This window comes from Streptomyces sp. NPDC093018, assembly GCF_040684035.1.
Classification (GTDB): domain Bacteria; phylum Actinomycetota; class Actinomycetes; order Streptomycetales; family Streptomycetaceae; genus Streptomyces; species Streptomyces murinus.
The window spans coordinates 252,557-265,724 of record NZ_JBFBFF010000003.1; the positions used below are offsets into that span (position 1 = coordinate 252,557).

The 13,168-nt window shown below is 73.1% G+C and carries 11 protein-coding genes; 3 read left to right on the top strand and 8 right to left on the bottom strand.

The genetic code is table 11. The annotated features are described in order from the left end of the window. Positions 1-19: 19 nt before the first annotated feature. The 3 genes from AB0N90_RS08465 to lipB all read right to left on the bottom strand — a co-directional run bounded on the left by AB0N90_RS08465 (position 20) and on the right by lipB (position 2,339). Entirely contained in the window at positions 20-217 is a 198-nt protein-coding gene (locus tag AB0N90_RS08465) for a hypothetical protein (RefSeq protein ID WP_037652890.1), read from the bottom strand. Between the two features lie 242 nt (positions 218-459). Further along, positions 460-1,425 carry a lipoyl synthase gene (gene lipA / locus AB0N90_RS08470; protein WP_037652891.1) on the bottom strand — a complete coding sequence of 322 codons (966 nt, stop codon included), beginning with the start codon at positions 1,423-1,425 and terminating at the stop codon, positions 460-462. Positions 1,426-1,541: 116 nt separating this feature from the next. Further along, entirely contained in the window at positions 1,542-2,339 is a 798-nt protein-coding gene (gene lipB, locus AB0N90_RS08475) for a lipoyl(octanoyl) transferase LipB (protein ID WP_037652892.1), read from the bottom strand. A gap of 232 nt (positions 2,340-2,571) precedes the next feature. On the opposite strand from lipB, the gene AB0N90_RS08480 reads away from it, so the two are divergent. After that, positions 2,572-4,026 carry a regulator gene (locus tag AB0N90_RS08480; protein WP_361671234.1) on the top strand — a complete coding sequence of 485 codons (1,455 nt, stop codon included), beginning with the start codon at positions 2,572-2,574 and terminating at the stop codon, positions 4,024-4,026. 71 nt (positions 4,027-4,097) lie between these two features. On the opposite strand, the gene AB0N90_RS08485 is transcribed toward AB0N90_RS08480, so the two are convergent. Continuing rightward, positions 4,098-5,465: an NAD(P)/FAD-dependent oxidoreductase gene (locus tag AB0N90_RS08485; protein WP_365194073.1), complete on the bottom strand. Its 1,368-nt coding sequence runs from the start codon at positions 5,463-5,465 to the stop codon at positions 4,098-4,100. Positions 5,466-5,810: 345 nt separating this feature from the next. On the opposite strand from AB0N90_RS08485, the gene AB0N90_RS08490 reads away from it, so the two are divergent. Continuing rightward, positions 5,811-6,299 carry a GNAT family N-acetyltransferase gene (locus AB0N90_RS08490; RefSeq protein ID WP_361671228.1) on the top strand — a complete coding sequence of 163 codons (489 nt, stop codon included), beginning with the start codon at positions 5,811-5,813 and terminating at the stop codon, positions 6,297-6,299. Between the two features lie 34 nt (positions 6,300-6,333). On the opposite strand, the gene AB0N90_RS08495 is transcribed toward AB0N90_RS08490, so the two are convergent. Further along, complete coding sequence (locus AB0N90_RS08495) at positions 6,334-7,515, bottom strand: MarP family serine protease (protein ID WP_361671226.1); 1,182 nt, start codon at positions 7,513-7,515, stop codon at positions 6,334-6,336. Between the two features lie 196 nt (positions 7,516-7,711). Between AB0N90_RS08495 and AB0N90_RS08500 the strand changes: the two genes are divergently transcribed. Beyond that, positions 7,712-8,746 (top strand): peptidoglycan recognition protein, encoded by a 1,035-nt coding sequence (locus AB0N90_RS08500; protein ID WP_365194077.1) that lies wholly within the window; start codon positions 7,712-7,714, stop codon positions 8,744-8,746. Here the strand turns inward: AB0N90_RS08500 and AB0N90_RS08505 are convergent. The 3 genes from AB0N90_RS08505 to aceE all read right to left on the bottom strand — a co-directional run bounded on the left by AB0N90_RS08505 (position 8,736) and on the right by aceE (position 13,078). Continuing rightward, positions 8,736-9,254, bottom strand: coding sequence for a DUF4240 domain-containing protein (locus AB0N90_RS08505; protein ID WP_361671222.1), 519 nt, complete (start codon positions 9,252-9,254; stop codon positions 8,736-8,738). The genes AB0N90_RS08500 and AB0N90_RS08505 overlap by 11 nt on opposite strands. A 58-nt stretch (positions 9,255-9,312) precedes the next feature. Further along, positions 9,313-10,290 carry a YafY family protein gene (locus AB0N90_RS08510; RefSeq protein WP_365194080.1) on the bottom strand — a complete coding sequence of 326 codons (978 nt, stop codon included), beginning with the start codon at positions 10,288-10,290 and terminating at the stop codon, positions 9,313-9,315. Between the two features lie 76 nt (positions 10,291-10,366). Continuing rightward, a complete protein-coding gene (aceE, locus tag AB0N90_RS08515; RefSeq protein WP_365194083.1) occupies positions 10,367-13,078 on the bottom strand; it encodes a pyruvate dehydrogenase (acetyl-transferring), homodimeric type in 2,712 nt (903 codons plus the stop codon). Positions 13,079-13,168: the final 90 nt, after the last annotated feature.

The window sequence follows — 13,168 nt, forward strand, 5'->3', positions numbered from 1 at the left end:
CCCGCGAGGGGCGGCGGTGCTACGAGCCGTCCGCGGACCGCTCGTAGAAGCGCTGCGCCTCCACCCGGTCCTTGGCCCGGCGGCGGTCCTCCAGGACCGAGGTCCAGGCATTGCGGCGGGCGGTGCGCTGGCCGCCGCTCATCAGCAGCGACTCGACGGCGCGAAGGGCGTCGGTGAAGGAGGGGAGGGCGGTGGCGCGTACCGGCGAGGCCTGCATGGTCGAGATACCCCCTGCGAGCGGGTGGTGTACGAGGCGTGATTCGAGGGTCACTGATCGGTGTTACCAGGGCGTGTCCGAGCGGTCAAACACCAATGAAGCCTTGATATGGGACCCACAAACCCTGACGCGGCCCTGACGGGCGCCCCCATCAGGGAGGACGGTCAGGACCGCGTCGAACCGGCCTCTACTGGCCAGTAATCACTTGTGCGCGAATTCACACACCGGCGGGGGGTGCGGGCTCACACCGCCTGGCCGGCGACATAGCTCCCGCGCTTCTCGATCGCCATCTGGTACAGGCGGCCGGCGCGGTACGAGGAGCGCACCAGCGGGCCGGACATCACACCGGAGAAGCCGAGCTGCTCGGCCTCCTCCTTCAGCTCCACGAACTCCTGCGGCTTCACCCAGCGCTCGACGGGGTGGTGGCGCACGGAGGGGCGCAGGTACTGCGTGATGGTGATCAGCTCGCAGCCGGCCTCGTGCAGCTGCCGGAGCGCCTCGCTGACCTCCTCGCGGGTCTCGCCCATGCCGAGGATCAGGTTGGACTTGGTGACCAGACCGAAGTCACGGGCGTCCGTGATGACCTTCAGGGACCGCTCGTAGCGGAAGCCGGGGCGGATCCGCTTGAAGATCCGGGGCACCGTCTCGACGTTGTGCGCGAAGACCTCGGGGCGGGACTCGAAGACCTCGGCCAGCTGCTCGGGGACCGCGTTGAAGTCCGGGGCGAGCAGTTCGACCTTCGTACGGCCGCTCGCGCGCTCCGCGGTCTGCTGGTGGATCTGGCGCACGGTCTCGGCGTACAGCCAGGCACCGCCGTCCGCCAGGTCGTCGCGGGCGACACCGGTGATGGTGGCGTAGTTGAGGTCCATCGTGACCACGGACTCGCCCACCCGGCGGGGCTCGTCGCGGTCCAGCGCCTCGGGCTTGCCCGTGTCGATCTGGCAGAAGTCGCAGCGACGGGTGCACTGGTCGCCGCCGATGAGGAAGGTCGCCTCGCGGTCCTCCCAGCACTCGTAGATGTTCGGGCAGCCGGCTTCCTGGCACACCGTGTGCAGGCCCTCGCTCTTCACGAGGTTCTGCATCTTGGTGTACTCGGGGCCCATTTTCGCCCGGGTCTTGATCCACTCGGGCTTGCGCTCGATGGGGGTCTGGCTGTTGCGGACCTCCAGGCGCAGCAATTTGCGTCCGTCGGGTGCGACTGCGGACACGACCGGCTCCCTCAGCTTTGATTCTTCGGCGTCCCCCAGGGTACGCCCGTGTTCTGCACGCCCTGGCGACGAGATCAACCTCATGACCGCAGGGCGCATTCCCGTCCGGGGGATCGTCAGGCGGACGCCTTCTCGATCGGCCGGGGCCTCAGGTCGGCGTGCTCCAGGACCTCCCGCAGATGCTTCTCGGCCACCGGTACGACCTCCTCCACCGTGACGTCCCGGCCCAGCTCGCTCGCCAGGGAGGCCACGCCCGCGTCGCGGATGCCGCAGGGGATGATGCGGTCGAACCACTTCATGTCGGGGCAGACGTTGAACGAGAAGCCGTGCATGGTGACGCCCTTGGCGACGCGGATGCCGATCTGGGCGATCTTGCGGTCCTCGCGGCGCTGGCCGGCGTTGGAGGGAGCGTACTCGGGGCCGTTCAGCCGGGGGTCGAACTCCTCGTCGGTCAGCCGGGGGTCGAAGTCCAGGGAGAGGCCGCCGATCGCGGGCCGCTGCTCGACGGGGTCGCCGAGCACCCACACGCCGCTGCGCCCCTCGACGCGGGTGGTCTCCAGGCCGAACTCCGCGCAGGTGCGGATCAGGGCCTCTTCGAGGCGTCGTACATGCGCCACCACGTCCACCGGGCGCGGGAGCTTCTGGATCGGGTAGCCCACCAGCTGGCCCGGACCGTGCCAGGTGATCTTGCCGCCGCGGTCCACGTCGATCACCGGGGTGCCGTCCAGCGGCCGCTCGCTGTCCTCCGTGCGCCGGCCCGCCGTGTAGACCGGAGGGTGCTCCAGGAGCAGCAGCGTGTCCGGGATCTCGTCGGCGAACCGGGCGGCGTGCACCCGGCGCTGCTCGTCCCATGCCTCCTGGTAGTCGACGGCCTCCGCGCCGAACCCCATACGGACGAACCGCAATTCACTCACGGCAAGCGCCTCCCTAGCGATGTCAGGCACATAACGCGCCCACGCCACTGTACGTGCGTCCGCGAGCTGTCAGCCCTGCGGGCGATCCTCACACGATCGGATGAATGAAAGCTGAAGTATCCGGCCGGGTGCTCACTCTCCGCTACATTCGCGCCGTCCATGAGGCCAAAAGGGCTGCTCACAGGCAATCCCGGCACGTCACGACGCCCGGAGGCAGGAGACCGCACCACAGATGACGGACCGACCCGCGCAGCGCACCCCCAACCGCCAGCTCGCCGCGCTCATCGCAGAGGCGGGGTTCTCCAACGCGGGTCTGGCCCGGCGCGTCGACCAGCTCGGCCTGGAACACGGGCTGGATCTCAGATACGACAAGACCTCCGTCACTCGCTGGCTGCGCGGCCAGCAGCCGAGAGGTACGACACCCGCGCTGATCGCCGAGGTGTTCACCCGCCGGCTCGGGCGCCGGCTCTCCGCCCAGGATCTCGGCCTGGACGCGTGTGCGCCGGTGTACGCCGGGCTGGAGTTCGCGGCCACCCCGGAGGAGGCCGTGGACATCGTCAGCGGGCTGTGGCGCAAGGACTCCGGCAGCCATGCCGAGCTGCGCAAGATCGCGTTCACCCCGGCGGGGCTCGTCGTGCCCAGCCGGGACTGGCTGATCGGCAAGCCCGACGACCGGGTGGCCCGGGAGCCCGCGCCCCGGGTGCCCGCACAGGGGCGTCCGGGCGTGCTGCGGACACCGGTCGGACGGCCCCGGCCGCGCGGCCCCCTGGAGCGGATCCCCGGGCACCGGGTCGGCGCGGGCGACATCGCCGCGCTGCGCTCGGTGGGCGAGCTGTTCCGCACCCTGGACGACCGGTTCGGCGGCGGCCACGCGCGGCAGGCGCTGGTGCGGTATCTGGAGCACGAGTGCGAGCCGATGCTGCGCGGCAGTTACGACGAGGGCACCGGGCGCCGGCTGTTCTCGGCGGCCGCGGACCTGACCCGGCTCGCGGGCTGGACGTCGTACGACATCGCCGCGCACGGGCTGGCCCAGCGGTACTTCGTGCAGGCGCTGCGGCTCGCACAGGCGGCGGGGGACCGGCCGTACGGCTCCTTCGTGCTGGTCACGATGAGCAGGCAGGCGGTGTACCTCGGGCACGGCAGGGAGGCGGTGCAGCTGGCGCGGGTCGCCCAGCAGGGGATCGGCACCGGGGGACCGCCGGCCGTGCAGTCACTGCTGCACGCGGCGGAGGCACGGGCGCACGGGGTGCTGGGGGAGGTGCGGGCGTGCACGGCGGCGCTGGTGCGGGCCGAGCGGGCGCTGGAGGCGGCCCGGCCCGGGGACGAAGTGCCGTACTGGGCGCGGTTCTTCGACGAGGCACAGCTCGCGGACGAGCTGGGGCACTGCCACCGGGACCTCCAGCAGTTCCGGGCGGCCGCGCAACACGCGGAGCGCTCGCTCCAGTTGCGCGCCCCCGCGTACGCCCGCAGCCGGCTCTTCTGCCGGGTCGTCCTCGCCACGGCCCGCCTCGGTCTCGGCGAACTCGACCAGGCGTGCGCACTGGCCACGGAGGCCGCGGCCCAGGCCGCCGAGATGCGCAGCGCCCGCGCCATCGAGTACATCCGCGACTTCGAACGCCGCCTGGAGCCCTACAAGGACGCGGCCCCGGCGCGGACGTACCACGAGAAGGTGGCGGCCCTGAACTGAGGCCGCCCCCGGCCGACTTGGCCGGGAGCGGACGCGGTACCGCCGGGCCACGCCGTCGTGGTGGCCCGGCGTCAGGCCGCCTTGGGCATGGTCGGGGCCGGGTCGGCGCTGTGCAGGGAGCCGGTGGTGCCCAGGTCGGACAGGATGGACCTGGCGGCGCGGTGCGCGGAGTGGAGGGCGCCCTGGAGGGTGCTGGTGCCGCGGTGGTCGCCGCAGACGTAGAGACCGGCGAGCAGGCGCACCGGGCGGCGGAGGTCGTGCGGGGGGCGCATGACCGGGACCGCCTCCGGGGTGTGATGCACGGCCAGCGTCTCCCAGCGGCGCGTGGACATGCCGTACAGCCGGGAGAGATGGATACGGACCGCGGTGTCCACGCCCTGCGGCGGGGTGCCGAGCACGGTCGAGGAGATCAGCACCCGTCCGCCCGGTGCCCGGCTCGGGTCCACATTGCTGAGCACCGACGTGTGCGCCACCGGCCCGCCCCGGTCCGCGTCCAGCAGCAGCGACGCCCCGGTGGCGAACGCCGCCGCCGGCTCGTCCGTCGTGTGGTGGACCACCGTCACCGGATGGAACTCCGGCACCCTGAGCCCCGGCAGCAGCTCCGCCGCCGAGCGCGCGTCGGTCGCCAGCAGCACCGCGCGGCAGCGGATCAGCCCGTGCTCCGCCGTGGTCACCGAGGTCGTGGACACTGAGGTGACCCGCACCCTGGTGTGCACCGTGCCCCGCGGCAGCGCCCGCGCCATCAGCTCGGGCATCATGTCCGCGCCGCCCTCCGGCACACACAGCCGCCCGCCCGCGAACGCCCGCAGCGCGAGGTCCGCACACCTGCTGGACGTCGTCAGCTCCGGGTCGCACAGCAGCGCGGCGAGCAGCGGCCGCAGGAACCCCTCGACCGTGCGGGCCGGGACCCCCCGGGCGGCGAGGGCCTGCGCGGCCGGCAGCTCCGGGCGGGCGAGCAGCCGTTCGACCGGCATCGCGGCGATCCGGCTCAGCGCCGCGCCGAGCCGCGCCTGGTCCATCGCGCCGCCCACCGGCGCGCCACCGCCCCTTCCGGGCGGCGCCGCCGCTCCCCTGGGGGCGCTCGCCAGGGCGCGCACCGCATGGAGTGCGCCCCTCGCGCCTCCTCCGTTCGCCGGCGCACCCGCCCGATGGGTGCGCCCGTCGCGATGCAGCAGCACACCCGGCGCGAAGGACCGCAGGACCAGGGAGTCCAGCCCCGGCGTCAGCCGGAGCTCGGGATACGCCGTGGACAGCAGCTGTCCGATCCGGTCGAGCCGGAAACCGTCGACCTTCTCCGTCGCCATGCGGCCGCCGACACAAGAGGCGGCCTCCAGGACTGCGGTCGTTACTCCTGCGCTGGTGAGCCGGTGGGCCGCCGAGAGTCCGGCGATTCCGGCCCCCACGATGACGACGTCCACCTGGTTCGCGGGCTCAAGCACGAGGCCCCTCCTGTGGTTGCGCTGAGCGGTCGGTGGAGACGTTGTGCCCCCAACCGGCTTCAGGGATACCCGAGTTCGGGTCGAGTATCAGCGCCGTGATCGGTCGTAAGGAGTCGCGCATGGACAGGGCACGGTCGCATGGAGGTCGCATACGGTCACATCCGTTCCGTGCGCCGCACGACGCCCTTGCGCGCCACCTCGAAGCGCCCGCGCGCGCCCGGAGCGCGGACGGGAAGGCCCTCTGGACCGCCCGGAGCGCGAGCGGGAAGGCTCCCTGGACCGCCCGGAGCGCGGACAGGGAAATCCCGTAGGCCGCCCGGGAACCCCCGACTTAGGGTGACCACCATGCCCGAGTCGCACATACGCCCAGCCACGCTCGCCGACGAGGAACCCCTCGCCCGCCTCGACCAGGCCACCTGGTCCACCCTGCACGCGGTGATGCCCCGCCCCGAGCCGCCGTACCCGCCGCTCTTCGACGAGCGCCACCGGCCCGAGGACTTCCTCGTGGCCGAACTGGACGGGCACGTCGTCGGCTACATCCGGCTCGTCCAGATGATCCCGCTGCCCGCCCATGCGCACATCCTCACGATCCAGGGCTTCGTGGTCGCCGAGGAGGCCCGCGGCCGGGGCCTGGGGCGGGCGCTGATCCGGGCCGCCGTGGCCGAGGCCCGCGCGCGCGGCGCCCGCCGGCTGAACCTGCGCGTGCTCGGCCACAACACCCCGGCCAGGAAGCTCTACGAGGCCGAGGGCTTCACCGTGGAGGGCGTCAGCCCGGAGGAGTTCCTCCTCGACGGCGCCTACGTCGATGACATCTCCATGGGCCGCGCCCTGTAGGCGGGCCGGGCGCCGGGCGGAGTGCGAGGCTCGCTCAGCCCACCAGCGCGCCCGTGTCCACCGCCGCCGTCGCCGTGGCCGCCCGCCGGGCGTCCGCCGCCACCTCGGACGCCGTCAGCACGTACCCCGTCTCGGCGTCCGAGGTGGAGCGGGCGAACACCACCCCGAACACCCGGCCGTCCGTCGTCAGCAGCGGGCCGCCGGAGTTGCCCGGCCGGACCGTGGAGCGGATCGAGTAGATCTCCCGGGTGACCGCGCCGTCGCTGTAGATGTTCTGCCCGGTCGCCCGCACCAGGTTCCCCACGGTCGCCGCCTGGAGGTTCAGGCTGCCGTCCTGCGGATAGCCCGCCACCACCGCCGAGTCCCCGCGCGAGGCACCGGTGTCGAAGCGCAGCACCGGCGCGGTGAGCCCCGGCACATACAGCACCGCCACATCACGGTCGGGGTCGAAGAGCACCACCCGCGCCGGATACACCGGGCCGACCCCGCCCACCCGCACGCTCGGCCGGGTGATGCCCGCCACCACATGCGCGTTGGTCATCACCCGCCCCGGCGCGAACACGAACCCGCTGCCCTCCCGGCCCTCGCTGCCCGAGACCCCCTCGATCTTGACCGTGCTCGCCTTGGCGGCGTTCGTCGCGGCCGCCGTGACGCTGTCCCCGGTGGGCCGCGGCACCTGCGCCGTCGACTCGTTCTCGAACGGGTTGAAGACCTGCGGGAAGCCCGCGTCGGTGAGCGCCGAGGTGGCCCGGGAGAACCAGGCGGGCGTCGTCTCCGGCATCGTCCGCTGGACGGCGCCGAGCAGCGAGGAGTCCCGGATCGCCGTGGTCAGCGCGGGGGAGGGGGCCGCGCTGAGCACGCTCGCCGCCACCCAGGCCACGATCAGCACCGCGACCGTGTTGGCAGCCGCGCCCCCGACGCCGTCCACCACCCGCAGCGGGCCCTTGTCCAGGCCCCCGCGCAGCCGCAGCGCGAGCCGGCCCGCCAGCTCATGGCCCACCGCGGCGGGCACCAGCACGGTCAGCACCGCGAGCACCGTCGCCGTGGCCGTGCCCCGTGCCACCTGGCCGGTCACCCACGGCAGCGCCCATACGCCGACGACCGCGCCGCCGACGAACCCGGCCAGCGAGACACACCCGGCCACCAGGCCGCGCCGGTAACCGGACGCGGCGTACAGGAGGATCACCAGCACCAGGAGCAGATCGAGCAGGTCCACGGAGCCGCCTTTCTCTTCGGACCCCTCATACGGGCGGGTCGGGCCCGCTGAAGGGTCACAGGTACATGATCGGGTGCCGAGGGCGAACCGGCCACGTGTGCCTGTAACCGCAGAAACGCCCCGGACCGGGAGGTTGGTTCCGCCAGGTGGCACAGCGCACATCGCGGGCAGGGGCGACCGGTCCGAGAGTGGGACCATGTCCGTCGTCCGAAGAGCCAGGGGGATCCGCGGCGCGCTCACCGCACGACTGCCGCGCCTTCCACGGCCCGCACGGCTGCTCCGGCGGTCCCGGTCACCCCGGCCGGCCCCGGCGCCCCGGCCACCCCGGCCCTCGCGGCGGAGCCGGCTCCCCGGCCCGCTGCTGGTGCTGCTGGGCTCCCTGCCCGGTCTGATGGCCGTCCTCGCGCTCGCCCTGTACGCGCGCGGTGTGGAGCGGCCCGCCCGGATCCCGCTCGACCGGCCCGCCGCCCTCGACCTGCGCACCGCCGCGCCCGGCACCGGGAGCGCCCACCTCGCCGGGCGGCCCCTGATCGTGCCGCGCTCCGCCTGGCTGGCCGGCGCCCCCGCCGGGCACAGCCAGCCGCCGCCGCGCTACGACGACAAGGTGATCGCCGTCTTCGTGCACCACACCGACTCGTCCAACGCGTACCGGTGCGCCGACACCCCCGAGATCATCCGCCGTCTCTACGCCGGGCAGACCGGTGTCCGGCAGTGGGACGACATCGGCTACAACTTCCTCGTCGACCGCTGCGGCACGATCTACGAGGGCCGGGCGGGCGGCGCCGACCGGGCCGTCACCGGCGCCCACGCACAGGGCTTCAACCACCGCACCGCCGGGATCGCCGCGATCGGCACCTTCACCGCGGGCGTGCCGGTGCCGCGCGCCATGACGGACGCCATCGCGGCCCTCGCCGCCTGGAAACTGGGCCTGGCCGACATCGATCCGCGCGAGCGGGTACGGCTGGTCTCCAGCAACGGGCACAGCCGCTTCCGCGCGGGCACCGCCGTCACGCTGCCCGCCGTCTCCGGTCACAACGACGGCTTCATGACCACCTGTCCGGGCGCCGCCCTCACCGCCCGGCTGCCGGAGATCAGGGAGACCGCGGCCCGCCTCCAGGGCCGGACACCCACCGCGCCGACGACACCGCGCGCCACGCACACCTCCGCCACGCACACGCCCGCCACACGGGCGCCGGCCACGCCCACCCCGTCCGCCCCCCTCAGCCCTTGAAGCGCGCCCAGAGCCTCGGATAGAGCTCGGCGAGCAGCGTCTCGTTCTCCAGGTCGACCGGGGTGCCCGCCGGTTCCGCGGGCGCGGGCGGGATGCCGAGGTCGGCCGCCACGGTGCCGGTGAGCTGCTCGTACGCCTCGTCGGCCGCGTACCCCAGCTCCTCCGCGTCGCCGTCGACCTCCTCGTCGAAGTCGCCCAGCAGCCCGGCCAGCGCGTCCGGATCGTGCAGGGCGCCCTCGAACACCTCCCGGCCCTGGCCGATCAGCCAGCACCGGAAGAAGTCGAACGCGTCGTCGCTGGCCCCGTCCAGGAGCACCCAGGCCGCGCCCCACAGATCCCAGCGGTAGGCGCGGTTGTAACGGGCCTCGAAGTGACGGGCGAAGTCCAGGACCCGCTCCGGGTCCAGTTGGGTGAGCCGGTCCACCAGCAGCTCGGCCTGGTCCTCGGGATCGCCCCCGGCGGCCTCGCGCGTGCGGTCGACCAGCTCCCAGAACTCCGTCTCGTCCATCACCGCTCCAGCATCGGGCCTGCACCGGTGGGGCGCACGCGGGAGTACGGCGGCCGCGTCACTCCTTTCCGTACAGCGCCGCGAGCCGCGCCGCGTCCCGCACGAAGCGCGCCCGCAGGCTTTCCGGCGCCAGCACCTCCACCTCGGGGCCGAGCCCGGTCAGCTGCGCGTACGCGACCTCCTCCGACTCCACCGGCAGCGTCACCGTCACCCACCCCGCCCCGTCCGGCTCCCCGGCACCGGCCAGCCCCTCCCGGGCGGCCGGAACATCGACGGCGCCCGGCAGCCTGCGCACCCCCTCGGGGGACAGCCGTACGACGGCCTCGGCGCGCAGCAGCGAGCGCGCGAACCGCTCGGCCTGCGCGGACCAGTGGGCGGGCAGATCGAAGTCCTCGTCCCGGTGGAACCGGGTGTCCGCCGCGCCCACGGAGGTGAACCGGTCGACGCGGTAGGTGCGGAAGGCCCCCGGATCCGGCACCCGGGCGCACAGATACCAGGCGCCCGCCTTCAGCACGAGCCCGTACGGCTCCAGCAGCCGCTCCACCTCGCCGTCCCCGCGCCGGTAGCGGGCCGTGACACAGCGGTCGTCCCACACCGCCTCGGCGAGCGCGGGCAGCAGCACGGGTGTCTCGGGCGCGCGGAACCAGCCCGGCGCGTCCAGATGGAAGCGCTGGGCCGCGGCCCGGGGTGCGTCCTGGAGGGAGGGCAGCAGCGCCGCCGCCACCTTCAGCCGGGCCGCCGACGCCGCGTCCGCGAGCCCCATCTCCCGCAGCGCCCCCGGCACCCCGCTGAGGAACAGCGCCTCCGCCTCGTCGCGCCCCAGCCCCGTCAGCCGGGTGCGGTACCCCCCGACCAGCCGGTATCCACCGGCCCGCCCCCGGTCCGCGTACACCGGCACCCCCGCCTCCGACAGGGCCTGCGCGTCCCGGATCACCGTCCGCTCCGACACCTCCAGCTCCCGCGCCAGCTCACCGGCGGTCATGGCCGCCCGCGCCTGGAGGAGCAGGACCATCCTGATGAGCCGGGCCGCACGCATGGCCCCATGATGCCGGGAGGCACTGACAAAGAAGGGGTACGGCGAGCAGCCGTACCCCTTCTCGGAACCGCGGAGACTACAGCCCGTACTTCTCCCGGGCCTCCTTCACCGCCGTCGCCCTGACCTCGCCGCGCTTGGCGAGCTGGGCGAGTGCGGCGACCACGATGGACTCGGCGTCCACACCGAAGTGGCGGCGGGCGGCCGGACGGGTGTCCGAGATGCCGAAGCCGTCGGTGCCGAGCGAGGACCAGTCCTGGTCGACCCACTGCGCGATCTGGTCCGGGACCTGGCGCATGTAGTCGGAGACCGCGAGGACCGGGCCCTCGGCGCCCTGGAGCGCCCGGCGGACGAACGGCACCCGCTCCTCGCCGCGCAGCAGGGCCGCGTCGGCCTCCAGCGCGTCGCGGCGCAGCTCGGTCCAGGACGTCGCCGACCAGACATCGGCCGCGACACCCCACTCCTCGGCCAGCAGGCGCTGCGCCTGAAGCGTCCAGTGGATCGCCGTACCGGAACCCAGCAGCTGGATGCGCGGGGCGTTGGCCGGGACGGTCACGCCCGCGGACTCCGCGGTGTTGAAGCGGTACAGGCCCTTGACGATGCCCTCGTCGACACCGGCGGCGCCGGGCTTGGCGGGCTGCGGCAGCGGCTCGTTGTAGACGGTGAGGTAGTAGAAGACGTTCTGGTCCTCGCCCGGCTTCGCCTCGCCGTACATCCGGCGCAGACCCTCGCGGACGATCACCGCGATCTCGTAGGCGAACGCCGGGTCGTACGACAGCGCGGCCGGGTTGGTCGCGGCGATCACCGGCGAGTGGCCGTCGGCGTGCTGGAGGCCTTCGCCCGTCAGCGTCGTACGGCCGGCCGTGGCGCCGACGAGGAAGCCGCGGCCGAGCTGGTCGCCGAGCTGCCACATCTGGTCGGCGGTGCGCTGCCAGCCGAACATCGAGTAGAAGATGTAGAACGGGATCATCGCCTCGCCGTGCGTCGCGTACGCGGTGGACGCGGCGATGAAGTCGGCCATCGAACCGGCCTCGGTGATCCCCTCGTTGAGGATCTGGCCGTTCTTGGCCTCCTTGTAGTACATCAGCTGGTCGCGGTCGACCGGCTCGTACGTCTGGCCCTTGGGGGAGTAGATCCCGAGCGACGGGAACAGCGACTCCATACCGAAGGTGCGCGCCTCGTCCGGGACGATCGGCACCCAGCGCTTACCGGTCTCCTTGTCGCGGACCAGGTCCTTGACGAGGCGGACGAAGGCCATCGTGGTCGCCACGTTCTGCGAGCCGGAACCCTTGTCGAAGGAGGCGAACGCCTTCTCGGCCGGGGCGGGCAGCGGGGCGAGCGGGTGCGTACGGCGGGCCGGGGCCGGGCCGCCGAGGGCCGCACGGCGCTCCTGGAGGTAGCGGACCTCGGGGGAGTCGGCGCCCGGGTGGCCGTAGGGCACCACGCCGTCGGCGAAGTCGCTGTCCTTGATCGGCAGGCCGAGCAGGTCCCGCATCGTCTTGAACTCGTCCACCGTCAGCTTCTTCATCTGGTGGTTGGCGTTCTTCGACGCGAAGCCCTCGCCCAGGGTGTGGCCCTTGACCGTCTGGGCCAGGATCACGGTCGGCGCGCCCTTGTGCTCGACGGCCGCCTTGTACGCGGCGTAGACCTTGCGCGCCTCGTGACCGCCGCGGGAGAGGTGGAAGCACTCCAGGATCTTGTCGTCCGAGAGCAGCTTCGCCATCTCCGCCAGCGCCGGGTCGGCGCCGAAGAAGTCCTGGCGGATGTAGGCGGCGTCGCGGGTCTGGTACGTCTGCACCTGCGCGTCCGGCACCTGGCGCAGCCGGCGGACCAGCGCGCCCGTGGTGTCGAGCGCGAACAGCTCGTCCCAGGCGGTGCCCCAGAGCGTCTTGACGACGTTCCAGCCGGCGCCGCGGAACTGGGCCTCCAGCTCCTGCACGATCTTGAAGTTGGCGCGGACCGGGCCGTCCAGGCGCTGCAGGTTGCAGTTGATGACGAAGGTCAGGTTGTCCAGACCCTCGCGGGAGGCGAGCGCGAGGGCCGCCGTGGACTCCGGCTCGTCCATCTCGCCGTCGCCGAGGAACGCCCATACGTGCGAGGACGAGACGTCCTTGATGCCGCGGTTGGTCAGGTAGCGGTTGAAGCGCGCCTGGTAGATCGCCGACAGCGGGCCGAGGCCCATGGAGACGGTCGGGAACTCCCACAGCCAGGGCAGCCGGCGCGGGTGCGGGTACGACGGCAGACCGTCGCCGCCCGCCTCCTGGCGGAAGTTGTCCAGCTGCGCCTCGCTGAGGCGGCCGTCCAGGAAGGCGCGGGCGTAGATGCCGGGGGAGGCGTGGCCCTGGATGTACAGCTGGTCGCCGGACCCGGCGGCTTCCCCGGACTCCTTGCCCTTGAAGAAGTGGTTGAAGCCGGTCTCGTAGAGCCAGGCCGCGGAGGCGAAGGTGGCGATGTGGCCGCCGACGCCGTGCTTGCTGCCCCGGGTGACCATCGCGGCCGCGTTCCAGCGGTTCCAGGCGGTGATCCGGGCCTCCATCTCCGGGTCACCGGGCAGGCCCGGCTCCGCGGAGGTGGGGATGGTGTTGACGTAGTCCGTCTCCAGCAGCTTCGGCAGCGCGATGCCGCCCGCCTCGGCGCGCTCCAGCGTGCGCCGCATCAGATACGCGGCGCGATGCGGGCCTGCCTCCCTGGCCACGGCGTCCAGGGAGGCCCGCCATTCGGCGGTCTCCTCAGGGTCGCGGTCCGGGAGCTGGTCGAGCTCGCTCGGCTGGATGGCGTTGGGGTCGGTCATGTCGCCGCCTTCCTCAGTCGAAGGGGGTTCCCTCATCGGTAAGGGTTCGGGGGTGCCCTTGGTCTTTGGCAGGACAGGGCAGAGGACCTC

Coding starts and splice junctions, on each gene's coding strand:
- AB0N90_RS08465 (WP_037652890.1), bottom strand. CDS start 217: ATGCAGGCCTCGCCGGTACGCGCCACCGCCCTCCCCTCCTTCACCGAC.
- AB0N90_RS08480 (WP_361671234.1), top strand. CDS start 2,572: ATGACGGACCGACCCGCGCAGCGCACCCCCAACCGCCAGCTCGCCGCG.
- AB0N90_RS08490 (WP_361671228.1), top strand. CDS start 5,811: ATGCCCGAGTCGCACATACGCCCAGCCACGCTCGCCGACGAGGAACCC.
- AB0N90_RS08500 (WP_365194077.1), top strand. CDS start 7,712: ATGTCCGTCGTCCGAAGAGCCAGGGGGATCCGCGGCGCGCTCACCGCA.
- AB0N90_RS08505 (WP_361671222.1), bottom strand. CDS start 9,254: ATGGACGAGACGGAGTTCTGGGAGCTGGTCGACCGCACGCGCGAGGCC.
- AB0N90_RS08510 (WP_365194080.1), bottom strand. CDS start 10,290: ATGCGTGCGGCCCGGCTCATCAGGATGGTCCTGCTCCTCCAGGCGCGG.
- aceE (WP_365194083.1), bottom strand. CDS start 13,078: ATGACCGACCCCAACGCCATCCAGCCGAGCGAGCTCGACCAGCTCCCG.